The sequence below is a fragment of the Erysipelothrix sp. HDW6C genome (assembly GCF_011299615.1).
Classification (GTDB): Bacteria; Bacillota_I; Bacilli_A; order Erysipelotrichales; family Erysipelotrichaceae; genus Erysipelothrix.
The window spans coordinates 1,594,056-1,616,654 of record NZ_CP049861.1 but is presented as its reverse complement, the minus strand read 5'-3'; the positions used below and the strand labels follow the sequence as shown (position 1 = coordinate 1,616,654).

At 39.5% G+C, this 22,599-nt stretch carries 28 protein-coding genes; all 28 read left to right on the top strand.

The window, feature by feature from the left end; all coding sequences use genetic code 11:
- The first annotated feature begins 80 nt into the window (after positions 1-80).
- The 28 genes from G7062_RS07770 to recO all read left to right on the top strand — a co-directional run bounded on the left by G7062_RS07770 (position 81) and on the right by recO (position 22,586).
- The gene (locus G7062_RS07770) at positions 81-1,307 is read left to right on the top strand and encodes a pitrilysin family protein (RefSeq protein ID WP_166065345.1); all 1,227 of its coding nucleotides are present in this window, start codon (positions 81-83) and stop codon (positions 1,305-1,307) included.
- Complete coding sequence (gene yfmH, locus G7062_RS07765) at positions 1,294-2,547, top strand: EF-P 5-aminopentanol modification-associated protein YfmH (RefSeq protein WP_240915937.1); 1,254 nt, start codon at positions 1,294-1,296, stop codon at positions 2,545-2,547. The genes G7062_RS07770 and yfmH overlap by 14 nt, the downstream gene beginning before the upstream one ends.
- 102 nt (positions 2,548-2,649) lie before the next feature.
- The gene (locus G7062_RS07760; RefSeq protein WP_166065344.1) at positions 2,650-2,940 is read left to right on the top strand and encodes a single-stranded DNA-binding protein; all 291 of its coding nucleotides are present in this window, start codon (positions 2,650-2,652) and stop codon (positions 2,938-2,940) included.
- Positions 2,941-2,986: 46 nt separating this feature from the next.
- Entirely contained in the window at positions 2,987-3,853 is an 867-nt protein-coding gene (gene thyA, locus G7062_RS07755; protein ID WP_166065343.1) for a thymidylate synthase, read from the top strand.
- Positions 3,853-4,305, top strand: a complete 453-nt coding sequence (locus G7062_RS07750) for a dihydrofolate reductase (RefSeq protein ID WP_166066097.1) — start codon at positions 3,853-3,855, stop codon at positions 4,303-4,305. Before thyA ends, G7062_RS07750 begins: the two co-directional genes overlap by 1 nt.
- Before the next feature lie 6 nt (positions 4,306-4,311).
- Complete coding sequence (locus G7062_RS07745) at positions 4,312-5,610, top strand: pyrimidine-nucleoside phosphorylase (protein WP_166065342.1); 1,299 nt, start codon at positions 4,312-4,314, stop codon at positions 5,608-5,610.
- 20 nt (positions 5,611-5,630) lie between these two features.
- Positions 5,631-6,359, top strand: coding sequence for a ScpA family protein (locus G7062_RS07740; RefSeq protein ID WP_166065341.1), 729 nt, complete (start codon positions 5,631-5,633; stop codon positions 6,357-6,359).
- Positions 6,359-6,904: an SMC-Scp complex subunit ScpB gene (scpB, locus tag G7062_RS07735; protein ID WP_166065340.1), complete on the top strand. Its 546-nt coding sequence runs from the start codon at positions 6,359-6,361 to the stop codon at positions 6,902-6,904. The genes G7062_RS07740 and scpB overlap by 1 nt, the downstream gene beginning before the upstream one ends.
- Positions 6,879-7,622, top strand: a complete 744-nt coding sequence (locus G7062_RS07730; protein WP_166065339.1) for a pseudouridine synthase — start codon at positions 6,879-6,881, stop codon at positions 7,620-7,622. Before scpB ends, G7062_RS07730 begins: the two co-directional genes overlap by 26 nt.
- Positions 7,622-8,323 carry a 16S rRNA (uracil(1498)-N(3))-methyltransferase gene (locus tag G7062_RS07725; RefSeq protein WP_166065337.1) on the top strand — a complete coding sequence of 234 codons (702 nt, stop codon included), beginning with the start codon at positions 7,622-7,624 and terminating at the stop codon, positions 8,321-8,323. The genes G7062_RS07730 and G7062_RS07725 overlap by 1 nt, the downstream gene beginning before the upstream one ends.
- Positions 8,320-9,057: a hypothetical protein gene (locus G7062_RS07720; protein WP_166065336.1), complete on the top strand. Its 738-nt coding sequence runs from the start codon at positions 8,320-8,322 to the stop codon at positions 9,055-9,057. Before G7062_RS07725 ends, G7062_RS07720 begins: the two co-directional genes overlap by 4 nt.
- A 1-nt stretch (position 9,058) precedes the next feature.
- Positions 9,059-10,504, top strand: coding sequence for a UDP-N-acetylmuramoyl-L-alanyl-D-glutamate--2,6-diaminopimelate ligase (locus tag G7062_RS07715; RefSeq protein WP_166065335.1), 1,446 nt, complete (start codon positions 9,059-9,061; stop codon positions 10,502-10,504).
- A gap of 1 nt (position 10,505) precedes the next feature.
- Positions 10,506-11,168, top strand: coding sequence for a deoxyribose-phosphate aldolase (deoC, locus tag G7062_RS07710; protein WP_166065334.1), 663 nt, complete (start codon positions 10,506-10,508; stop codon positions 11,166-11,168).
- Positions 11,169-11,424: 256 nt separating this feature from the next.
- On the top strand, positions 11,425-11,676 hold the full coding sequence (locus G7062_RS07705) for a zinc ribbon domain-containing protein (RefSeq protein ID WP_205700119.1): 252 nt from the start codon (positions 11,425-11,427) through the stop codon (positions 11,674-11,676).
- Between the two features lie 296 nt (positions 11,677-11,972).
- Entirely contained in the window at positions 11,973-12,158 is a 186-nt protein-coding gene (gene rpsU, locus G7062_RS07700; protein ID WP_166065332.1) for a 30S ribosomal protein S21, read from the top strand.
- Between the two features lie 82 nt (positions 12,159-12,240).
- Positions 12,241-13,224 (top strand): PhoH family protein, encoded by a 984-nt coding sequence (locus G7062_RS07695; RefSeq protein ID WP_166065331.1) that lies wholly within the window; start codon positions 12,241-12,243, stop codon positions 13,222-13,224.
- The gene (locus tag G7062_RS07690; RefSeq protein ID WP_166065330.1) at positions 13,196-13,867 is read left to right on the top strand and encodes a response regulator transcription factor; all 672 of its coding nucleotides are present in this window, start codon (positions 13,196-13,198) and stop codon (positions 13,865-13,867) included. The genes G7062_RS07695 and G7062_RS07690 overlap by 29 nt, the downstream gene beginning before the upstream one ends.
- Positions 13,848-15,059, top strand: coding sequence for a cell wall metabolism sensor histidine kinase WalK (locus tag G7062_RS07685; RefSeq protein WP_166065329.1), 1,212 nt, complete (start codon positions 13,848-13,850; stop codon positions 15,057-15,059). The genes G7062_RS07690 and G7062_RS07685 overlap by 20 nt, the downstream gene beginning before the upstream one ends.
- A gap of 139 nt (positions 15,060-15,198) precedes the next feature.
- Positions 15,199-16,116 (top strand): substrate-binding domain-containing protein, encoded by a 918-nt coding sequence (locus G7062_RS07680; protein ID WP_166065328.1) that lies wholly within the window; start codon positions 15,199-15,201, stop codon positions 16,114-16,116.
- 49 nt (positions 16,117-16,165) lie between these two features.
- Positions 16,166-17,098: a phosphate ABC transporter permease subunit PstC gene (pstC, locus tag G7062_RS07675; RefSeq protein WP_166065327.1), complete on the top strand. Its 933-nt coding sequence runs from the start codon at positions 16,166-16,168 to the stop codon at positions 17,096-17,098.
- Positions 17,095-18,318 (top strand): phosphate ABC transporter permease PstA, encoded by a 1,224-nt coding sequence (gene pstA, locus G7062_RS07670; RefSeq protein WP_166065326.1) that lies wholly within the window; start codon positions 17,095-17,097, stop codon positions 18,316-18,318. Before pstC ends, pstA begins: the two co-directional genes overlap by 4 nt.
- A 1-nt stretch (position 18,319) precedes the next feature.
- Complete coding sequence (gene pstB / locus G7062_RS07665; protein WP_166065325.1) at positions 18,320-19,072, top strand: phosphate ABC transporter ATP-binding protein PstB; 753 nt, start codon at positions 18,320-18,322, stop codon at positions 19,070-19,072.
- Positions 19,073-19,080: 8 nt separating this feature from the next.
- Complete coding sequence (gene phoU / locus G7062_RS07660) at positions 19,081-19,713, top strand: phosphate signaling complex protein PhoU (protein WP_166065324.1); 633 nt, start codon at positions 19,081-19,083, stop codon at positions 19,711-19,713.
- Between the two features lie 110 nt (positions 19,714-19,823).
- Positions 19,824-20,267, top strand: coding sequence for an rRNA maturation RNase YbeY (gene ybeY / locus G7062_RS07655; RefSeq protein WP_166065323.1), 444 nt, complete (start codon positions 19,824-19,826; stop codon positions 20,265-20,267).
- Complete coding sequence (locus tag G7062_RS07650; RefSeq protein WP_166065322.1) at positions 20,242-20,610, top strand: diacylglycerol kinase; 369 nt, start codon at positions 20,242-20,244, stop codon at positions 20,608-20,610. Before ybeY ends, G7062_RS07650 begins: the two co-directional genes overlap by 26 nt.
- Positions 20,607-21,002 carry a cytidine deaminase gene (cdd, locus tag G7062_RS07645; RefSeq protein WP_166065321.1) on the top strand — a complete coding sequence of 132 codons (396 nt, stop codon included), beginning with the start codon at positions 20,607-20,609 and terminating at the stop codon, positions 21,000-21,002. Before G7062_RS07650 ends, cdd begins: the two co-directional genes overlap by 4 nt.
- On the top strand, positions 21,002-21,895 hold the full coding sequence (gene era, locus G7062_RS07640) for a GTPase Era (protein ID WP_166065320.1): 894 nt from the start codon (positions 21,002-21,004) through the stop codon (positions 21,893-21,895). Before cdd ends, era begins: the two co-directional genes overlap by 1 nt.
- Positions 21,888-22,586 (top strand): DNA repair protein RecO, encoded by a 699-nt coding sequence (gene recO / locus G7062_RS07635; protein WP_166065319.1) that lies wholly within the window; start codon positions 21,888-21,890, stop codon positions 22,584-22,586. Before era ends, recO begins: the two co-directional genes overlap by 8 nt.
- Positions 22,587-22,599: the final 13 nt, after the last annotated feature.

Here is a 22,599-nt window from a genome sequence, read left to right as displayed (position 1 = left end):
CGGTATCACCGGTCTTTCTATTTAACTGTCATTGATGTACAATTATAGGACTATTGTATCATTTTTTAGGAGGAAGTATCATGAATGAACATATAAAATTACCAAACAATCTCGACGTTCATATTTTACGTGAGCCGAAATTTCACGAAGTGTTGATGAATCTCAAAGTTTACTTCAAATTGGAAGCACATCAAAATACAGTTGCCAATCTGTTAATGCGAATGATGGATGACCGAATTGAGTCCCATACAACAAAGAATGCCATGACGAAACGCCTGGATATGCTTTATGGAACCAAGACATCCAGTCAAACGTATACCAATGGTTGGTACCAAGTCATTGATTTGTCCGTTAAAACCATCAATTCCAAGTACACTCAAGAGGATCTAACAGCCAAACAACTGGAGTTGCTTGCGGATATGTTTTTCAATCCGTTATTGAACGAAGACACCCTTAAGGAAGCCAAAACAAATTTAAAACTGCAATTTGCGCGGATTAAAGAAAGCAGTGCCCATTATGCACAGTTTGAAGCATTCAAACGCAGTGCGCCGCACCAGGTTTTCTCCTTGAACTCAATGGGGGAAGTGGATGCAGTGAATGATGTAACACTTGATGAGGTCAAAGCATTTCATCAACGTCTCATTCAGGAAGCGGGCAAACAGTTATTTTTAGTGGGTGATATTAAACAGGTTCCGAGCTTTGAGCGATTCAATGTGGGCCATTGCGCTGAGGCTGAAATACCACTGTTGGATACAAAAGTAACACCCCGTTATGAAGAAGTGTTTCATCCTGGCAATCAAACTGAATTGGTTCTCGTTTTTGATACACCGATTGATCCATTTCACGAATTGTATGCAGCATACTTGGTGTTTGTTGCATGCTTGGGTCAACTGCCGTCGTCTCTATTATTCCAAAACATCCGTGAGAAACACAGTCTTGCGTATTCAATCTATGCATCCCGTCAAATGTTCGACAGCATCATGTACATTGCAACCGGCATTAACGATGCAAATTTAGAAAAAACATTAACGTTAATTGATGAACAGTTGCAAAATATGGCAACTGCTGATTTAGATGTCGATGCTGCCAAACAGTATTTGATTATGGGTCTAGAAGGTGCAACCGAGCACATGAAACGGATTGCCGATCAAGCATTCCGCAATATTATGCTGCAAACGGATGAAACCGTTGCAGAAATGCAAGAAAATATTAAAAATGTAACAGAGGCAGATGTTCGTGCAGTCTTGCAAACAATCAGCAAGCCTTACGTCTTTGCATATCGAGGTGAAAATCATGAAGAAAATTGATAATGCATTTAAAGAAGCGGTTTATACGTTCAATACAAAAAGTAATTTAACAGTTTATATTGTCCATCGTCCGGGTTTTAAACGCTCAAGCGCCGTTTATGGAACACCCTTTGGTGCTTTAAATCTAAAACAAAATGTAAATGGAGATTTAATTGAACACAAATCAGGTGTTGCACACTTTCTTGAGCACAAACTCTTTGAAGATCCAACGCGCGATGTGTTGTCGCAATTCTCAGATATGGGAGCCAATGGGAACGCATTTACATCGTATGATCAAACCATGTATTATTTTGGACACAATGGTCCAATCGCAGAACCTTTGAAGCTTTTGATTAATTTTGTCAGTCGCTTTGCTGTGACGGCTGAGAGTGTAGAAAAAGAAAAAGGAATAATTGTTGAGGAAGTGAAAATGTACGAGCAAATGCCACACATGCGCTTACTCAATGAAACATACCGTTCAGTATTTCATGCTTATCCCTACATTTACGACATTGCGGGTACGGAGGAGAGTGTCAACGCAACAACACTTGAAGACTTAAAACGTGCTTATGAACTAAACTACAGTGATCATCGCATGGTTCTGGTTGTTGTATCACCCGAAGACCCACAATCAATCCATGATTTAATTGTTGCTGAAACTGAAGGACACACGAACAGTACGGATGTTGTTGAAGATGTTTTTGATCCTGAAGAAATGAGTGTTGTCGATCGTTATCGCGAAATCAGTGATAATGTTGAAACACCGAAAATGAGCTTATCCTACAAACTTCCATACTGGGGCGATAACAAACAAAAAGATGATTTCCTCATCAGTATGTTGCTTGAGATGAACTTTTCTGAACTAAACGAAGACTTCCAATCTTGGTTGGACACAGACCTTGTGTCCAATGGATTCAGTTTTGGAACGGAGGTCCGCGATGAATTTGTCTTGATTACCTTTATTAATGAGGGAGAACAAACAGAACGATTCCACCTTGTGATTGATGAAGTCATGAACAGTTTGCAAGTTGATGAAATGAAGTTCCAACAGTTGGCAAACCGCTACTACGGTGAAATGATTATGTCACTTGCGAAAACAGACGAATTGGCCATTACGATAGCCCGTGCTCATTTTGATGGCATGAACTACTTTGAGTATCTCGAAATGATTCAAAATCTGAAGTTTGATGATATAAAAATGGTTATGAACAAAATAAATACCGATAATTCAAGTTTTTTGGTAATGAAGAAAAAAGACTAATACGGTTAAAAAAAGCAAGTTTCAGCGCATTGATACTTGCTTTTTTAGTGCGTTGAAATTTGTTTAAATTCCGATATAATGCCACTATAGAGGAGTGATTTTATGAATGTTGTTCAACTTGTCGGCTATATTGCCAACCTTCCCCAAACGACGAAAGAAGCCAGTGCTAAAGCGTATTCTCGATTTGAGGTAGAGGTCATCGCAAATTTCAGAGATGCTACAGGTGTTTTTCAAGAAACACGCTATCCTGTGCAATTGTGGCGTGGTGCCAGTGCAACCATAATGAAAACTGCCAAAGTTGATGATTTAATTTCTGTAAAGGGACGACTTGAACGAATTGATGATGAAGTCATTGTAGTTGCAGAACATATTGAGTTCTTACACCTTAAGTAGTATCATTTGAGCCTGTTTTTTTGTATAATAATGAGTAGGTGATAAAATGAAAAACTATTTAGATATGATGCGTTATGTATTGGAGAATGGCGACTTGCGTGATGATCGTACTGGAACCGGAACAAAAGGTGTTTTTGGTTATCAGATGCGTCATGACTTAAGTCAAGGTTTTCCATTGCTTACTACGAAGAAAGTCCACTTTGCATCTGTTGCAAAAGAGTTGCTGTGGTTTATTAGCGGCGATACCAACATTCAATGGTTGGTAAATAATAATGTTAGGATTTGGAACGAATGGCCATATCAAAAATTCACAAAGAGTGAGGACTACCAAGGTGAAACATTGGCAGATTTTGTGGAATTGATCAAGTCTGATGATGCGTTTGCGAAAAAGCATGGCGACTTGGGTCCTGTTTATGGAAAGCAATGGCGTGATTTCAATGGTGTTGATCAATTGGCAACGGTCATAGATCAAATCAAAAATAATCCAACTTCACGACGGATTATTCTCAATGCTTGGAATCCTGCCGAACTTGAAGATATGGCGTTACCACCATGTCATGCCTTTTTACAATTCTATGTATCTGGAAACAAACTGTCCTTACAGTTGTACCAACGCAGTGCGGATATTTTCTTGGGTGTCCCATTTAACATTGCATCGTATGCGCTTATGGTTCATATGATTGCACATGTCTGTGATTTGGAGGTTGGGGAATTTGTCCATACATTTGGCGATCTTCATATCTACCAAGATCACTTTGATGCAGTGGCAACGCAATTAGAACGTGAACCCCGTGCTTTACCGGAACTTGTAATTCATGGGAAACATGATTCCATTGAAGACTTCAAATATGAAGACTTCGAGTTAAAGGGGTATGATCCTCATCCGCTTATCAAGGCGAAGGTCAGTGTTTGATGTTAGTCTTGATTGCAGCGGCCAACAAACACGGCACAATCGGTCTTGAAGGGAGTATGCCCTGGCATAATCCTGAGGACCTCAAACATTTCCGCGCAACAACGCTAAATCACAAATTATTGATGGGTCGCAAAACAGTTATGGGATTGCCTAAAAAACTGGATAAGCGCGATATCTACGTGGTGACTCGCAATGCAGATATTCCCAATGCGGTTACGGACTTAAAAGCGTTTCTTGAAGCACATGCAGCGAGTGATGAAGTCATCTATGTCGCTGGTGGTGGGGAAATTTATGCACAGAGTTTGCCATACGCAAAGCGTATTGTGTTATCCGTTATTGATGACGATACTGTTGGCGATACTTTTTTCCCACGTATTGATTCCAATGAATTTAAACTGATTGCAGAAGAGGAAAGAGAATCATTCAAACTAATGATTTATGAGAGGGAGTAATAATTTATGAGAATGGTAGAGATAATTGAAAAAAAACGTGATGGTCTTGCGCTTAGTGATGCAGAGATCAAATTTTGGATTGAGGGCGTAAGCAACGATTCAATTCCAGACTATCAAACGAGTGCCTTGTTGATGGCAATTGTGCTTAAGGGAATGACAACTGAGGAGACGACATTTCTAACCGAAGCCATGTTACACAGTGGTGATATTATTGACTTATCAGCCATTGCAGGTAAAAAAGTAGATAAACATTCAACAGGGGGTGTTGGTGATAAAACAACCATCATTCTTAGCCCACTTGTTGCTGCCGCAGGTGCTAAAGTCGCCAAGATGAGTGGTCGCGGATTGGGTCATACCGGAGGAACTTTGGATAAATTGGAATCAATTCCTGGGTATAATATTGAGTTGTCAAGTGATGCGTTTATCAAACAGGTTAACGATATTAATGTTGCGGTCGTTGGCCAAACAGGCAACCTTGTTTATGCTGATAAAGTTCTTTATTCCTTGCGTGATGTCACTGGAACTGTGAATGCATTGCCGCTTATTGCATCATCAATCATGTCTAAAAAATTAGCAGGTGGTGCTGACTGTATTTTACTGGATGTAAAATATGGTGAAGGTGCGTTCATGAAAACCGTTGAAGATGCGCGTGAACTCGCACAAACAATGATTGCCATTGGAAAGAATCTTGGTCGTGAAGTGAACGCAATGCTTACGAATATGAATCAACCTTTAGGAAATGCGATTGGAAATGCTTTAGAAGTTGAAGAAGCAATACTAACACTCAAAAATGAAGGTCCAAAAGACCTTGAAGAATTATGCTTAGTTGCTGCTGGATACATGTTGTTTCAAGCAGGATTTGTCGATTCATCCGAAGCAGGCTACGACCTTGCATTGGAAACATTACGCAGTGAGAAAGCCTACGATGTTTTCTTAACATGGATTGCAGCACAAGGTGGTGACATCTCAGTGTTTGATGACCTTGACGCATTTACAAAAGCGACATATCATGCTGATGTTATTGCTCAAAAAGCCGGTCATCTACATGATCTTAAAGCATTGGAACTTGGAATGGTCTCAACCCGTTTGGGAGCGGGACGTGAAACAAAAGACGATATTATTGACTATAAAGCAGGCATTATCTTAAACCAAGATGTTGGTAATGAAATCAATGTTGGCGACAAGTTGGCGACACTTTACAGTGATACGCCTATTAATGAACAACATATTACAGATGCAGTTGCATGTTTTGTCATTGACAATGACGCAATTGAGAAACCACAATTAATTGCAGACGTGCTATAATCTTAGACAGGTGAAACAACATGAACTTTGAAATATCGATTGAACAATTTAATGGACCACTAGATTTAATGCTCTATTTGATCAAGGATAAAAAACTTGATCTTTTTGACTTAAACATTGTCGAACTGGCCGATCAATATATTGCGTTTCTCGATGGAGTTCGTGATCAAAAACTTGAAGTCGCGAGTGAGTACTTAAGTGAGCTCGCAGGATTGATTGAATACAAGAGCAAACGACTGTTGCCCCGTGATAAAAGTGAATTGGATGCGGAGAATGTCGAAGACCCTGAAAACGATTTGGTGCGCCGACTCATCGAGTACCAACGTTATAAAGAGGTAAGCATTGAATTAGCAACACGTTATGAAGAACGCTCAAAACAATTCTCAAGACCGCTTTCTGCCGGCTTGTTTAAACAAATAAAGCGTGAACTTAAAGAAACCATTACATATGAGCAAACACCGTATGATTTAATGAGCGCAATGGCGAAAGTAATGGAACGTTTCAGGATTGCAAATCCACAAGATGTCTCGATTGAACGTGTTGAACTTTCAGTCGATGATGTTATTGGTGAATTGCGCATAAAATTCCGTAATAATACCATTTATACGCTGGATAAACTTCTCAGCGAATCGCGTTCATTGCAGTATCTGCTTGTTAACTTTCTCGCTGTTTTGGATATGTTACGCATGGGTGAGTTGAAAGTAAGTTATCAAGGGGATGATGTATTTTTAAAGGGGGCATTTGAATAATGACAAATCACGCAATATTAGAAGGCATTTTGTTCGCGTTTGGTGACGAAGGTGTCGACCATGAACAATTACGTCTTGCCCTCAATATCGATGAAGAGGCGGTCGTAGATTTAATCATCAATTATAAAGAAATTCTTGAAAATGACGATCGTGGACTCGAACTTGTAGAGTTTGGCGGTATGGTAAAACTGATAACCAAGTCGAATCTTCACGAAGTCATTGCTGATATGTTGGAATTTAATAAGAATCGCCAACTATCTCAAGCTGCACTTGAAACACTCGCAATCATTGCATACAAGCAACCGATTACACGTATTGAAATCGAAGAAATTCGCGGCGTTAATTCAGATATGATGTGTCGTCGCTTGGAAGCACTTGATTTAATTCATGAATCGGGCCGTGCGGATACACCAGGCCGTCCCATTCTGTACGAAGTCACGCCATCGTTTATGGATGTCTTCAAATTGACAACGCTCAATGAATTACCAGAAATTAAACTAGAAATGTTGGATGAAACACATGAACTCTTCAAATCAAACAATTAGATTACAAAAATATATAGCCCAAGCCGGGGTGGCTTCACGTCGTAAAGCGGAGGAATTAATCGCCAAAGGCAAAGTCAAAGTTAACGGTGTCATCGTTAAAGAAATGGGTGTTCAGATAGAACCTGGTGATGAAGTCCATGTTGATGGAAAACTCATAGCCACTGAGTCACGTCATGTTTATTATATTTTGAATAAACCACGTGGTGTTGTCTCAAGTTCCAGTGACGATAAGGACCGAGAGACCGTTACCAATCTTGTTCCCAATGACATGCGAGTGTTTCCGGTAGGCCGTCTTGATCGTGAAACAACCGGCGCGCTGATTCTAACAAATGATGGTAATTTCGCAAACTACATGACCCATCCTCGTTATGACATGTCAAAAAAATACCGTGTAAGCGTTGAAGGGCGCCTCACACGTGCAGTATCGGAACAACTTGTCTCTGGTGTTACCATTGAAGATGTCGTATACCAAGGTATTGAATTTGAGCATGTAAAATATGATGAAAAGAAAAATCGCAGTCAATTTACCGTCACTTTACATGAAGGTAAAAACCGCCAAATTCGTAAGATGTTTGCTCACTTTAAGTTACCCGTACTCAAATTACATCGTTTTGGAATTGGCCCTTTAGATATTAGCGATTTGCGAATCGGTCAATATCGAGAGCTCAAGCCATTCGAAGTCAAGAAATTACTGCTTACTGCAAAGGGTGAGATTTAGTGCAACAATTCTTTGTAGATTCGCTATCTGCGCCGTGGTTAAGTGGTGAGCAACGCAATCAGTGCCGAAAAGTACTGCGTATGCGTAAAGGAGACGAAATTCGCCTCGTCAATGGACAAGGTGAAGGGATTCTAGCAAGATTTGTGGATGATGACCTTGATGAACTTGAGGTTGTTGCTCCACTTGAGTGGGTAGAGAAAAAACGTAAACTTAGAGTCATTGCATCGATGATTCGTTCCGAGCGCTTGGAATGGATGATTCAAAAAGCATGCGAATGTGGTGTTGACGAGATTGTGCTTTACAGTGCTGAGCATGGTGTAGTCCGAGACTTTGGGAAGCGAGGTGAGCGCAAGTTAGAACGCCTGAATCTCATCGCAAAAGAAGCGTGCGAGCAATCATACCGCCAATTTGCAGTCCCTGTATCGGGCCCCATTGTGCTTAAGGACGTACCGGAACATCTCTCGCAGCTGAATGTTTTCGCTGATATTGGTGATAGACCGCATCTTGTGGATGTTATTCATCATGACATTGAAACAGTCAGTGCAATTGTAGGGCCCGAAGGCGGGTTCTCAGAACATGAACGTGATGCGTTTGTTCGCATGGGTTTTAAAGAAGTAAGTTTGGGTAATCATGTATTGCGTGCAGAGACAGCCAGTATCTACATTTGCAATATGCTGTCAGTATGTGAGGTGATTAAATGAAAATCTTAAAGAAATACCATAAACAACAATTGAGTCGTGAGGTGATGAACACTTATCGCGACCTTAACAAGATTTATGATTTAAAATATAACTTAAAAGATGACTTTGATTGCTTGAAAATGTCTGTTTTTGCAAATGGCCTTAAAACCAAAGATACATTTGAAAAAGAATTTGAGCGCATTCGAAATGCGAACATTGATATGTGGGACAATCTTGTTTTTCAAGAACGCAACTTCATTATTAAATGTGACTTTGCGCCAACTAAAGCAAAATTACATAAATTTGTGGATGATGATCAAAATATATACATCCCATTTTTTGGAAAGTTACTCAATAGTTTGTATGATCGAGAGACAGCAATTCTTGAATTGCCTCAATACTTCAAATTGTATCAAGAGTTTAAGGATAAATTGATTCCAATTGATATTTATGGATTAAAACCCTTTATCGCGAATATGGCATCTGCGCGTTATACAGTTGGGGATGAGCATGCATTGGTATTGTATGATAACCAATTGGCGACCTTCTATCGCATTCGTGATGGCATCTGTGATACTTATCCGTTTGAACAAGGAAAGCAGCTTGATAAAGAAAAAGTGATGACATTGAGCACAGCACTTTTAAATGATGAGACTGCATTCATTGATCTTTTAATCGCAGCGGAGTATCTGAACCCACGTTGCGTCAAGAAGATTCAAAAGCAACGGACGAAAGCAAATAAAAGAGGGAAATAGTATGGATATTAAACGCTTCATAGATACGGAATCGACACTGGAAATTAATGCGCTCGTGTTAGATTCTCGTGACAAAGTTCAAAATGGCATGTTCTTCTGTCTTGATGGATTAACTGTCGATGGGCATGACTTTGCCCAACAAGCTGTCGCAAATGGGTGTGTGGCCATAGTTCATTCACGCCCCATTGAACGTCAAGCGGGTGTTGAGTACATCCAAGTTGAAGACGTAATGACGGAACTGCATCGTATCACTGCAATTTTTTATGACAATCCATCCAAGAAGTTGTATCTGTATGCAATTACCGGTACAAATGGAAAAAGCACAACCATGTTGACAGTACGCAATGTGCTCCGGCGCTTTGGTGTAAACGTTGGATACATTGGTACCATTTCCGTAGAATTTAATGATCATAAGTTTGCGCCAAGTTTAACAACACCTGATATTGTTGAATTGTCATCCTATCTCCGTGATATGGTCGACGAAGGTGTCAGTGAGGTTTGTCTTGAGGTTTCAAGTCAAGGACTTGCGATGCGTCGTGTGGAATCGATAGATTTCGACAATGCATCCTTTACAAATTTAACGCACGATCATTTGGATTATCATAAAACAATGGAGAACTATTTTGCAGCGAAGAAGATGTTGTTTGATAGTATGAAACCTGAAGCATTCACAGTATTCAACACTGATGATGCTTACAGTCAAAAACTCATTGCAGAAAATTATCCGCATATGACAACGTTTGGAATAGAAAATGACGCCGATTACATGGCGAAGGATATTGTTCTCAAAGAGAACGGTACTGAATTCACACTTGTGTACGAGGGTGTTTCTTATCCGGTTAAGTCGAGTTTGCTGGCAATCTTCAACGTCTACAACGTTCTGGGAGCCATCGCAATCCTGCACAAACGTGGTTACCCACTTGAACGCATTATCCCTGAACTTGAGGATATTGAACATGTGGATGGTCGTCAGACGGTTGTGGACGAAGGTCAACCGTTTAAAGTGTTTGTAGACTTTGGTCATGCACCCGATAGCATGAAGAATGTTTATGAGTTCGTACGCGAAGTTACTCCAGCTGGGAATAAAATTATTACAGTATTCGGAGCTGCTGGGGCACGCGATCATCTCAAACGTCCAAAAATGGGATTTATCAGTTCCACAATGGCGGATCATGTCATCCTAACGGAACATGACAATCGTAATGAAGAAGTGATTGACATCACCCGTGATATTATTTCGGGAATGCCCAATGAGAATTATGAATTTGTGCCCATCCGCTATGATGCAATTGAAAAGGCATTGTTGATGGCACAACCCAATGATTCAGTTGTTTTAATCGGTAAAGGTGAAGAGAAATTTATCTACCGTGAATTTGGTAAAGAAGTTTGGATGGGCGATGAAGTCGCAGCATCCGAGTTGTTGAAAAAACACTATGGAGGGAAATAGTATGGAATTAAATCGTTACATTGATCACACATTATTAAAACCTGAGGCAACACAAGCACAAATTAAGGCGCTTTGTGAAGAGGCCATCAAATATAATTTCAAGAGTGTCTGTATTAATCCAACACATGTTGAACTTGCTGCATCATTGCTCAAAGGTACAGGTGTTGAAGTATGTACAGTTGTAGGGTTCCCATTGGGTGCTACACCAACTGTTGTCAAAGAATTTGAAACAAAAACAGTGCTTGCACTGGGTGCTACTGAAGTTGACATGGTTATTAATGTTGGTGCACTTAAGGAAGGTCGTACGCAATTTGTTGAAGATGAGATTCGTGCACTTAAGACAATTGTCGGTGACAAGATCCTCAAAGTTATTATTGAAACATGTTTATTAACACCTGAAGAAATTGCTACTGTTTCACAACTTGTCGTTAATGCAGGTGCAGATTTTGTTAAAACTTCAACTGGATTCAGTTCCGGCGGCGCACGTGCAGAAGATGTCGCAATCATGAAACAAACTGTAGGTAACCGTGCTGAGGTTAAAGCATCGGGTGGAATTCGTTCACTTGATGATGTTAATGCAATGGTTGCAGCAGGTGCAACACGCATTGGTGCTTCATCAGGTGTTGCCATCATGGAAGGCCAAGTGTCACAAGACAAATACTAGAAATACAATTAAACATTTTAACCATAAAAGCAACCAAAATTGGTTGCTTTTTATGTGTAATTCTCATACTTTATAAATTCTATTGCATAGCGAGTTAATGAAGGGTGATCTAATTGTAAGCTATTGGTTGATTCTTTCGTGAATATGAATCAACATGATTCATTTCGTGCATCGTAACCGTGACATTTACTGAGTTAATGCTATAATTGGAACATAGTAATTCGGCTTAAACAGCTAAAAGGAGAAAATCATGAATATGTGTCAAAGTTGTGGTATGCCTTTAAACGATGATGCTAATAAGGGTACAGATATGAATGGTAAGCTTTCAGAGGAGTATTGTGTCTACTGTCTTAAAGATGGAGCTTTCATTCAAGATATTACACTTGAACAAGCAATTGCTCAAGCAGGTGAATATGCTTCCTTGGCAGGCGTAACGAAAGAAGAAGCCATTGCTTATTCAAGAACACTTTTTCCAACATTAAAACGTTGGAAGGGAGAGACCCTTTAGTTATAAGCAACAGTCCAATCACTAACATGATTGGACTGTTTTATTACATTTAAATTAGTTTTTTTTAGTGATATACTGCAAATACACTGATATTATTAAAAAAAGTGAAATCAGATGAAAAAACAGGTTACATTTTGTTATATTATGTGTTAAAATAATGAGGCAGTTAAAAGGAAACGCTCACGCAGACTCATACCTAGTAAGTTTGCTACAATCGTGTTTAATCCTAACCAATCATTGCAATCCATTAATGATTTGGTATAATTAACATGCTTGCATCAGAAGGGAGGTTAGTCATGTCGAGAGTAGTTGTTAAAGAGAACGAAGGTTTAGATGATGCATTACGCAGATTTAAACGTCAAGTATCTCGTAATGGAACCCTTGCTGAGGCCCGTAAAAGAGAGTTTTATGTAAAACCAGGCGTACGTCGTAAGCTGAAATCAGAAGCAGCACAAAAAGCACGTCGTAAAAAACGTAAATAAGAAATTAAATTATAGACTTGTATCTCATGCAGATACAAGTTTTTTTATGTTATGATATATTCATTATTAAGGAGGGTTCACATTGACAACTCGTAATTTTGATTTGAAAGAAAGAAATGTAACCTATCAACAACTCGTTGGTATTGAAAGTAAAACAATTCATGAAGTAGAAAAAAAATATAAAGTACGCATTAATGAAAAAAGTGATGTATTGGAAGTAACGGGATTGGAAGAAGATGTGGAACATACATTGCAGTTCTTGGAACTGGCAAGTGAAGTTGCGGTACGTTACCAACACATTGATAATCAAGATCTTGATTATTTATTCTCACTTGTTGATGAATGTAAAACCCACCGATTCATTGAAGTCATGGACGAATTGCTTACACGTACCTTTAATGGTAAGCCAGTGCGCGCAAAAACATTGGGGCAGAAACAATTAATCGATAGTATGAAATCGCATGATATGACATTTGCTATTGGACCTGCTGGTACGGGTAAGACATACCTTGCGGTGTGTTATGCTGCAGAACAATTGAAGAAAAATGAAATCCAAAAGATTATTCTGACGCGACCTGCAGTAGAGGCAGGCGAGAACCTCGGATTTCTACCGGGTGATTTAAAGGAAAAAGTGGATCCGTATTTGCGACCGCTCTATGACGCACTTGATGATATGTTCTCGCCCGAACGTACGCAACGTTACATAGATAAAGGCGTTATTGAAATTGCGCCTTTAGCGTATATGCGTGGGCGTACACTGGATGATGCTGTGGTTATTCTTGATGAGGCGCAAAATACAACGAAGGCCCAGATGATGATGTTCTTATCACGTCTTGGCCGCAATTCGAAAATGATAATTACAGGGGATGTCGATCAAATTGATTTGCCGCGTCACCAACTATCCGGTTTAAAGGTAGCACATGAATATTTACAGGGGATTAATGAAATTGCTTTTGTAAAGCTGACACACACAGATGTTGTCCGTCACCCATTAGTAATTAAGATTCTGAAGAAATTTGCAGAAGGGGATCGCAATAATGAAGAAAATTCTAATCATCGAAGATGAGGAAGGCATTCGTAGGTTGTTACGTTACGACTTGCGTCAAATGGATTTTGAAGTAGATTCTGCCCGTGATGGCAGAGAAGGTATGGAGTTTGCGAAAGCAAATAAGTATGATGTCATTATCATCGATTGGATGCTACCGTATTACTCTGGAGTAGAGTTGGTAGAGTCGTTTCGTAAAGATGGTATTGATGCAATTTTAATTATGCTCACGGCTAAAGACGAAGAGAGTGATATTCTTGAGGCGTTTGAGGCAGGTGTTGATGATTATCTTACCAAACCGTTTTCTCCTCGTGAATTGACTGCACGGATCAAAGCCCACTTGCGTCGTGCGATAATCCAAGCGCAAAGTCACCTTATTGAAGTGGGCGATGTACGGATTTTTCTTGATGAACACCGTGTTAGTATTGGGGATGAAACGGTTGAACTGACAAAGAAAGAATTTGATTTACTTGTGTACTTGCTTCAAAATGAAAACATTGTACTATCTCGTGATCAAATTCTGACAGAAATTTGGAACTATGATTATGATGGGGATACGCGTATTGTTGATGTACACGTGTTTAAACTGCGTAACAAATTGGAGTCGTCGAGTGTAAGGATAAATTCCTTGAGAGGAGTGGGTTATGTTGCGAAAAGAGAATAGTTTTCAAATTGTTGTCTTTGCTTTTTTTTCAATTTTAGCTTTAATGGTTCGAAATACTGCGACCATCGTCTTGTTGATTGCATGTCAAATTATCATTTGGATTGTCAATCACTACAAACAGAATGATGCCCTTCATTTTGCTAAGAAAAAGGCTGAAATTGAAAAAGTTGAGGCCAATGTCCGTGCGGATGACGCATTCGATAAGCTCGTTAAATTGATTAATGCAATTCCTTCACCCCTTGTCTATATTAACCAAAAAGGGGATTTTGAAGTCAGCAATCAATATTTTGATCAATTGATTGAGATAGAATCCAAGGATGTCTATGATGTTCATATTGATTCACCAATACGTCAAATACTTCTGGATGCATTTTTGAACGAGAAACAATTTGTGCGACAGTTCAACTACAAAGATATCGACTTCCAAGTACTTTCCATTCCGTTAGTTGCGGAGGGGAACCGCTATAACGGATGCATGCTTATTTTTCAAGATGTTACCCGTGTCGTTGAGGGTGAAAAAATGCAAAAACGATTTATTGCAGATGCATCTCACGAACTTCGCACGCCGATTACTTCAATTAAAGGCATGATAGAGATATTGACACGAGAAGGTTTTGACGATAAAGAAACTGAAGTTGAATTCTTGGGTCAAATTAAGAAAGAGAACAACCGGCTCGATAAAATTGTTGAAGATTTGCTTTTGCAATCAAAACTGCGCGCCAATCAAGTGTATTTAGAGAAAACGGTTTTTAATTTGAAACAGTTCTTTGATGGTCTTGTTTACGAACGCCGCCAAGAACTTCATCAAGCGAATATTGAAGTTGTTATTAACTGTGCTTCAAATTTAGAAGTTCAAGCAGATCAATTCCGATTGAGTCAAGTATTTTTGAATCTCTTTAACAACGCAATCAATTATGCTGAGAATGGAAAGATTCAAATCAATTGCAGTACAGGTAATCATAAAGTAACAATTGAATTTATTGATGATGGTACGGGTGTCAAACCAGAAATTCTGCCGCACTTGTTTGAGCGATTCTATCGAGGTCAGACTTCCAGAGCACGTGACAGTGGTGGAAGCGGGCTAGGATTGGCAATTTCTAAATCAATCATCGAAGCTCATGAGGGGACAATATCTGTAACCAGTAAAGAGAATGAAGGAACGACATTTACAATTGAATTAAACCAAGAATAGACTGTGCGGAATCGTACAGTTTTTCTATTGTGGGAATTGTTACTTTTTGTTAACAAACAATTAACGGTGTGTTGATTTAATTTACAATCAAATAATCTATGATTACCATAGCAGAAAGATACTGCATGGAGGATTATTAATGAAAAGGTTATTAAGCGGTCTTGTCGCATTATTAGTTCTTGTTGGATGTTCCGCAGGTGGTGGGGAAACAAAACCAACAGACAATGAAATTAAAGTATATACGCGTGATGGTTCTTCAGGAACACGTGAAGCGTTTGAAAGCATCATCAAGTTAGAAGCACTAACGAGTAACAGTGCTGAAACATCATCAAATGGTGATATGGCAAATCAAGTGAGTGCAAGCCCGGCGGGGATTGGCTATGTATCACTAACTACTGACTTTGCTGCTAACAAGCTCACACCTGTTTCATACGAAGGTGTTGTGCCATCCGTTGCAACTGTTAATGATGGGACATACAAACTTGCCCGTCCATTCTCTTATGTAACACGTGCTGCAGGTGACTTTGGTTCAGAAGACAAAGAAGCGCTTGTGGTTGCATTCTTGGATTATCTCGTAAACTCAACAGAGGGTCGTCAAATTGTCCTCGCAGCAGGTGGTATTGTTGATGTTGAACAAGGGAAACCATGGGCAGAACTCAAAGTTAACCATCCTATTGTAGAACAAGATAACAGTGCAATCGTTCTTAAAACGGGTGGATCAACATCTGTTGAAAAGACATTGACAGCTGCAATTGAATCATTCATTCCGATGGCTGGAAACTTCAAATACGAACCAAATCACACGGGATCAGGAGATGGATTCAAACGTGTTCTTGGCGGTGAGAAAGATGGTGCTAATGCAATTGATATTGGCTTTGCATCACGCTCATTCAAATCAGAAGAAACAGTCGATGCAGGTTTACAATCCGGTGTATACGCAAAAGATGCGGTCGTCGTTGTTGTTCCTGAATCAAATACAAGCGTTACAAGCTTAACAGCTGCTCAACTCGTGGAAATCTTCAGTGGTAAAGCGAAAACATGGGGAGACGTTAAATAGGCTTAGCATCCGCTAAGCTTTTTGCGTATCGAATAGAAGGGATTTTAGTATGAATACTCAGTGGTCACAATCATATCAAAAACGAAAGAAAATAATTGATGTTATTTTCCGTTCGTTGTTTAAACTTGCCGGAATCGTGGCAGCTTCCATGATTATCTTTATTTTTATCTTTATTTTCCAAAAAGGAATTTCGGTTTTCTTACCAAGTTATGGACCCGACCAGGTTAATTTCTGGGAGTTCATGACAGGCTTTCTGTGGCGTAGCGATCAGAAAATCTACGGGGTGCTCTTTATTGTTATTAATACAATCGTAACGGCATTCCTTGCAATGTTGATTGCATTTCCAATCTCAGTTTTGACGGCATTATTTATTGTTAAAATTGCGCCGAAACCGTTGGACAAAATCTTCATAACAGTCATTGAATTGCTTGCGGCAATTCCGTCGGTTGTTTATGGGGTTTTTGCATCAGGAATTATCGTTGGATGGGTTGATAATGTAGCGCAACTGTTTGGTTATTCAACATTTGGTGGTCGTTCGATGTTGGCGGTAGTAATTCTTCTTGCAATCATGGTTATTCCAACAATGACATCACTTTCAATTGTTGCAATCAAAGCAGTAAAACCTGAACTTGAGTTGGGGTCGCTTGCTTTGGGCGCTTCGAAAACACAAACAAACTTCAAAGTTGTCTTAACATCCGCGAAATCAGGGATTTTTGCCGGGCTTATCTTAGGACTTGCTCGTGCATTTGGTGAAGCTACTGCGGTGTCGATGGTTGCAGGTAATAAACCAATGGGGCCAACTTGGAACCCATTTGACATCACGCGTACCTTAACATCAACCATGCTTTCAGGTCTGAAAGAGACGACGGGCGTAGATTATGATATTCGCTTTAGTGTTGGGATTGTTTTAATGATTACAATTCTGATTTCCAATCTTGTAATTCATCGCATTAAGAAGAAAGTGGGGGCAGAAGGACAATGACAAAAGCACGTCGCATCAAAGATGGGATTGCAAATGCATTCACCTATCTTGCTTCCTCAATGACATTGATAATTCTCGTTGCAATCTTTGCGTTTGTTGTGATTCGTGGGAAAGGGTCATTAAGTCTTGAAATGCTGACCAATAATTATTGGTCAAAGAACTATCTTGTTGAATGGGCGGGCGGTGATTCTGGTTCATTTACGCGTCCAGAACATTTGGATGAGACAGTCGTTTTTAGTAGCAAATATGGGATTGGTTTCTCAGATGAAATTAGTCATGAAAAGAAACGTCTGATTCGGGTCAGTTACATCGCCGAAGATTCAATCTTCAATGCTTCTACAAATGCTACAAAAGGTGAAGGTTATGGTGAAGTGTTCACGATTAATGTTGGAGATCAGATTGAAAAAATAGAAGCGGTCAATGAGACTGGAACAATTGTAAGCATGGGAACAATATTTAGTGATCAAGCCGAATCGTTGGTGATGAAAATGGATACAACAAGCCATCTCTCATCCTTGTATTTCAAAACACCGGGTGGTGGAATCTGGGGTTCTCTCATTGCGACCATTCAACTTATATTTATCTCTTTACTCTTTGCATTACCATTAGGAATTTTCGCGGCAATCTATTTGACGGAAATAGCGCGTCCGAATAAATTCAATCAATTCATCGAACGCTGCATTGAAATGTTAGCGGGGGTTCCAAGTATCGTCTTTGGGTTAATGGGGATAGTTGTGTTGTATCCAATAACGGCGTTCTTTAATGTGAATGGACTCAGTATTCTTTTGGGTGGATTGACAATGGCAGTTGTTTTGCTTCCGGTCATTATTCGTTCGGTTCAAGAGTCGTTGTTAGTTGTTCCAAGAGATTATCGATCGGCATCATTATCTTTAGGAGCAAGTCAAACACAAACGATATTTAAGGTTATATTACCGTCTGCACTGCCGGGAATCCTTTCCGCCATTCTCTTGGCTGTCAGTCGTATTATTGGTGAATCTGCAGCACTTATCTATACAATGGGGACATTTATTAATGATGCACCGCGTATCACACAAGGTGGTACCACATTAGCGGTTCATATATGGACGGTAATGAGTCATGAACAACCAAACTTCGAACTTGCCAGTGCCATTTCAATTATCATTTTAATCTTAGTATTAATCCTTAATGTATCAGTGAAACTCTTTAGTAAACGTCTTGATAGAAAGTTAGGTATCTAGTATGAATAGTTTTGAAGTCAGTAATTTGGATTTGTTCTATGGCGATAATCAAGCCTTAAAGGATTTATCCATCAACATTAAAAAGCAAAAAGTTACAGCATTTATTGGTCCATCTGGATGTGGGAAGTCTACGTTCTTACGAACCTTTAATCGCATGAATGACTTGATACCCAATTGTCGAATCACTGGGAATGTATCGTTCAATGGACAAAATATATTTGATCCCAAGGCAGATGTTGTTGATTTGCGAACCAAGGTAGGAATGGTATTCCAACAACCCAATCCTTTTCCAATGAGTATTTATGACAATGTTGCCTATGGACTCCGCGTGCAAGGCGTTAAAGACCGCAAAATTCTTGATCAAGTTGTTAGAGAAGCACTGGAACAAGCAGCATTGTATGAGGAAGTCAAAGACCGCTTACACCAATCAGCACTTCGTTTGTCAGGTGGTCAACAACAACGTTTGTGTATCGCACGTGCAATTGCGTTAAAGCCGGAGGTTATTCTTATGGATGAGCCGACATCGGCGCTTGATCCGATTGCGACGGCGAAGATTGAAGAATTGATTGTTGCACTAAAAAAAGATTATACTATAGTTATTGTAACGCACTCGATGCAACAAGCGGCACGTATCAGTGATATGACTGCATTCTTCTTGCTTGGAGAGATTGTGGAATATGATGAGACAAAGGTTCTGTTCCATACACCGAAGGATCAGCGAACAGAAGACTACATTACCGGAAGATTCGGATAGGAGAAACTATGAGAATTGAAGACAGAATGATCGAATTTGAGAGTGAGCTCTTTGACATGGCAGCTCGTGTGCGTCGTTCAATGGCGCTGGCGATTGAGGCGCTTAAAGAAGATGATAAAGAGAAAGCACTCCAAATCATTGAAAAAGATGAATACATCAATGATATGGATGAAAGCATCAATGACCTTGCAATCCAAACGCTTTCACTTATGCAGCCGGTTGCCAAAGACTTACGTTTGTTGGTTGGTGGCATTAAGATTGCGACAGATTTAGAGCGCATTGGAGACTATGCAAAGAACATTGGTCGATTCGTTGTCAAGAATCACATTGAAAAAGACTTCTTGAATGATGAAATTACAGAGTTAGGAAACATCTTCTTGGGTAACTTCGATGAAGTGCTCAATGTCTTGAAAACACAAGATATTAAAAAAGCATACGAAGCTGCTGAACTTGATGACAATCTGGATCAAGCGTTCAAAAAAGTCATGCACAAGTTTGTTGATGATGCCGAAAAACAAGGAAAGTTTCCAATTGAGATTACAGCAATCTTACGCAATATTGAACGTGCGGGGGATCATGCAAAGAACATTTGTGAACAAGTAATTTATATTGCCAAAGGGCAACATGTTGATTTTGGCTAAGAGAAGGAAACTTCTCTTTTTTTATTGTCCGTGCAAGTGGTCAATTGTTCGTGTTTTTAGATGTAAAAAGTCGCTGTGGCTATGGTATAATAGGGTAGGATGTGATAATTATGCAAATCAACTATTTAAATAATAGTTCAGAAGACTCATGGCGCTCATACAAGCGCTATTTATCGCCTATTTTAGCGAAAACATTGGAAATGACCGATACAGACGAAAATGTTACGGTGAATGTTGTCCTGGTAAATGACACGGAAATTCATCAAATGAATAAAGATTTTCGCAATATCGATCGTCCAACTGATGTATTAAGCTTTGAAGACGGCAGTTATGAAGAGGAAACATTTATGATGGGTGATATTATTATCAGTGTTGATGCAATCCGCCGCCAAGCTGAAGACTATGGTCATTCCTTAAAACGTGAATTTTGTTTTCTGGTCGCTCATGGATATCTCCATCTTCTTGGGTATGATCACCATACTCCAGAAGAAGAAACAGTAATGTTTGGACTACAGAAGGATATCCTTGATGGCATCGCTCGAAAAGACAGCTAAGCGCACCGTTAAGAAATTCCATTCAGCGTTTGTAGGCATCAAGGCGGGATTGCTCTATGATCGCAGTATCTTGGTTCAAGTTATTCTTGCAGTTATTACGGTAGTTGTATTTAGTTTCTTGAGCTTGAATGCAGTAGAATGGTTATTTATCGTCAGTGCAATATTTGTTGTTCTTATCACTGAATTCTTGAATTCAGCAATCGAGGATGTCTGTGATTTGTTAATTCAGAAGTACGATTTGCATGTTAAAGAAATCAAAGACATTGCCGCTGCGGCAGTCTTACTGGCAGCAATTTATGCGATTGTTGTCGCACTTATAATTTTAGCAGGGAGAATCTTATGAAAGATGAACTAGTAACAAAAGCATTTGAGGCTATGAATAATGCGTATGCACCGTATTCAAATTATCACGTTGGTGCATGCCTACGTACAAAAGATGGTCATGATTTTATTGGTGCAAACATTGAGAATGCATCGTATGGAGCAACAAACTGTGGCGAACGTTCCGCAATATTTGCTGCTTACTCACATGGATACCGTGTGGACGATATCGTTGGGATTGCGATTGTAACGGATGGCGAGTTGTTGGCAGGACCATGTGGAATCTGTCGCCAAGTGCTCTCAGAGTTGTTACATGAAGATACCCCAATATATTTATCAAACGGAACTGAAAACATGACAACAAACATGAAAGCATTATTACCATTGATGTTTGGAAAGAAGGACTTAAAGTAGTGGATTTTAAATCAGGATTTATTTCAATTGTTGGACGCCCAAATGCTGGGAAATCAACACTTATCAATCGACTTGTTCGTCAAAAAATTGCCATTGTGTCGGATAAAGCACAAACAACGCGTGATGCCATCATCGGTGTACTCACAGAAGAGGAATATCAATTGGTGTTTATTGACACGCCAGGGATTCATAAACCAAAGCATGAGCTTGGTTCGCGAATGAATAGTACCTCATATGCTCACTTCAAAGGTGTGGATGTCGTTTATTATATTATCGATGGGACAGAACCTTTTGGAAAAGGGGATCAATTCGTAACCGATCGACTCCGCAAACTGAAAATACCAGTATTTCTAATCATCAACAAGGTTGATCAAATGAATCAGCAAGCCTTGCTTGAGAAGATTGCGTCATACATTGATTTCGAATTTACAGAAATCATTCCAATATCTGCATTGCAGGATGACAATATTGACAAACTTTTGGAAGTAACATTGAACTATATGGAAGATGGCGTGATGTACTATCCTAAAGACCAAGTCAGTGCCTATCCCGAACAGTTTATTTATGCAGAAATTATTCGTGAGAAAATCTTGCAATTGACAGAGGAAGAAATTCCGCATTCTATTGCGGTGACAATTGAGCGAATCGTTAAAAAGAAAAACTCGACGCTCATTAATGCTGTTATCCTTGTGGATCGTGATTCACAAAAGGGGATTATCATTGGAAAACAAGGGAAAATGATTCGTGAAATTGGGCTTCGTGCCCGCGAAGAATTAGAAACAATCATAGGCGAAAGTGTTTATTTGGAAACATTTGTTCGGGTTGAGAAAAACTGGCGTAACCGCAGTCGAATGCTAAATCAATTGGGTTATGTTGAAACAGAGTATGAATAACAGTGATGAAGGCTTCGTGATATCCACGACACCTTACCGAGAACACGATTGTATGGTTCATTTTCTTGGAAAAGAATATGGGCTCATACGCTTTGTATTACCCGGCTACTATAAACCGAAAAGTAAGCAAGGAAGTTTGGGTTTGGAGTTTTCACAGGTTCGTTACCGATTCAATTTTCAAGAGAATCGTTTGAATCGCATTCTGAATGGCGAATTGATTGAAGGATATTTACATCAACGTACGGACTTGGAGTGGTTAATGATGATGTCGTTAGCCAGTGAAATTACAGTTCGTACATACGACCCAAGTGCTCATTTCTATTTTTATGATCACATCGCGTTGTTGTTCTCTAGTAATAACTTAATGAAAGCAATGATTGAATTTATTGTTGGAATTATTAAACACCAAGGCTTTACTCCTGATATCTCAGGATGTGTAGTCTGTGGCTCTCAGCATATTAATACGTTTTCTATCGAGAGAGGTGGTTATCTCTGTACGATGCACAGTCCGGCTTATGTCAAGGATTCGAAAGAACTCTTGTTGGCGATGAAAGGCTTGTTCATCGGAGCGGAAATTGATGCATTTCTTGAAACGATAGAACTCACTCCGGTACTCGAGAGATTGGTTAAGTACCTTGAGTACCACGGTGATTATCGTTTTAATAGTTGGAAGTTAATCAGTGGTATGTAAGGAAATTTGAAAG

Excerpts from the sequence above, each read along its gene's own strand:
- scpB (WP_166065340.1), top strand. The coding sequence starts at position 6,359 with ATGACAAATCACGCAATATTAGAAGGCATTTTGTTCGCGTTTGGTGAC.
- G7062_RS07720 (WP_166065336.1), top strand. The coding sequence starts at position 8,320 with ATGAAAATCTTAAAGAAATACCATAAACAACAATTGAGTCGTGAGGTG.
- thyA (WP_166065343.1), top strand. The coding sequence starts at position 2,987 with ATGAAAAACTATTTAGATATGATGCGTTATGTATTGGAGAATGGCGAC.
- recO (WP_166065319.1), top strand. The coding sequence starts at position 21,888 with ATGAATAACAGTGATGAAGGCTTCGTGATATCCACGACACCTTACCGA.
- G7062_RS07680 (WP_166065328.1), top strand. The coding sequence starts at position 15,199 with ATGAAAAGGTTATTAAGCGGTCTTGTCGCATTATTAGTTCTTGTTGGA.
- G7062_RS07685 (WP_166065329.1), top strand. The coding sequence starts at position 13,848 with ATGTTGCGAAAAGAGAATAGTTTTCAAATTGTTGTCTTTGCTTTTTTT.
- G7062_RS07715 (WP_166065335.1), top strand. The coding sequence starts at position 9,059 with ATGGATATTAAACGCTTCATAGATACGGAATCGACACTGGAAATTAAT.
- G7062_RS07740 (WP_166065341.1), top strand. The coding sequence starts at position 5,631 with ATGAACTTTGAAATATCGATTGAACAATTTAATGGACCACTAGATTTA.
- G7062_RS07705 (WP_205700119.1), top strand. The coding sequence starts at position 11,425 with ATGTGTCAAAGTTGTGGTATGCCTTTAAACGATGATGCTAATAAGGGT.
- phoU (WP_166065324.1), top strand. The coding sequence starts at position 19,081 with ATGAGAATTGAAGACAGAATGATCGAATTTGAGAGTGAGCTCTTTGAC.
- G7062_RS07730 (WP_166065339.1), top strand. The coding sequence starts at position 6,879 with ATGAACTCTTCAAATCAAACAATTAGATTACAAAAATATATAGCCCAA.
- G7062_RS07750 (WP_166066097.1), top strand. The coding sequence starts at position 3,853 with ATGTTAGTCTTGATTGCAGCGGCCAACAAACACGGCACAATCGGTCTT.
- ybeY (WP_166065323.1), top strand. The coding sequence starts at position 19,824 with ATGCAAATCAACTATTTAAATAATAGTTCAGAAGACTCATGGCGCTCA.
- pstC (WP_166065327.1), top strand. The coding sequence starts at position 16,166 with ATGAATACTCAGTGGTCACAATCATATCAAAAACGAAAGAAAATAATT.
- pstA (WP_166065326.1), top strand. The coding sequence starts at position 17,095 with ATGACAAAAGCACGTCGCATCAAAGATGGGATTGCAAATGCATTCACC.
- G7062_RS07760 (WP_166065344.1), top strand. The coding sequence starts at position 2,650 with ATGAATGTTGTTCAACTTGTCGGCTATATTGCCAACCTTCCCCAAACG.
- deoC (WP_166065334.1), top strand. The coding sequence starts at position 10,506 with ATGGAATTAAATCGTTACATTGATCACACATTATTAAAACCTGAGGCA.
- cdd (WP_166065321.1), top strand. The coding sequence starts at position 20,607 with ATGAAAGATGAACTAGTAACAAAAGCATTTGAGGCTATGAATAATGCG.
- yfmH (WP_240915937.1), top strand. The coding sequence starts at position 1,294 with ATGAAGAAAATTGATAATGCATTTAAAGAAGCGGTTTATACGTTCAAT.
- G7062_RS07650 (WP_166065322.1), top strand. The coding sequence starts at position 20,242 with ATGGCATCGCTCGAAAAGACAGCTAAGCGCACCGTTAAGAAATTCCAT.
- G7062_RS07690 (WP_166065330.1), top strand. The coding sequence starts at position 13,196 with ATGAAGAAAATTCTAATCATCGAAGATGAGGAAGGCATTCGTAGGTTG.
- pstB (WP_166065325.1), top strand. The coding sequence starts at position 18,320 with ATGAATAGTTTTGAAGTCAGTAATTTGGATTTGTTCTATGGCGATAAT.
- rpsU (WP_166065332.1), top strand. The coding sequence starts at position 11,973 with ATGTCGAGAGTAGTTGTTAAAGAGAACGAAGGTTTAGATGATGCATTA.
- G7062_RS07770 (WP_166065345.1), top strand. The coding sequence starts at position 81 with ATGAATGAACATATAAAATTACCAAACAATCTCGACGTTCATATTTTA.
- G7062_RS07745 (WP_166065342.1), top strand. The coding sequence starts at position 4,312 with ATGAGAATGGTAGAGATAATTGAAAAAAAACGTGATGGTCTTGCGCTT.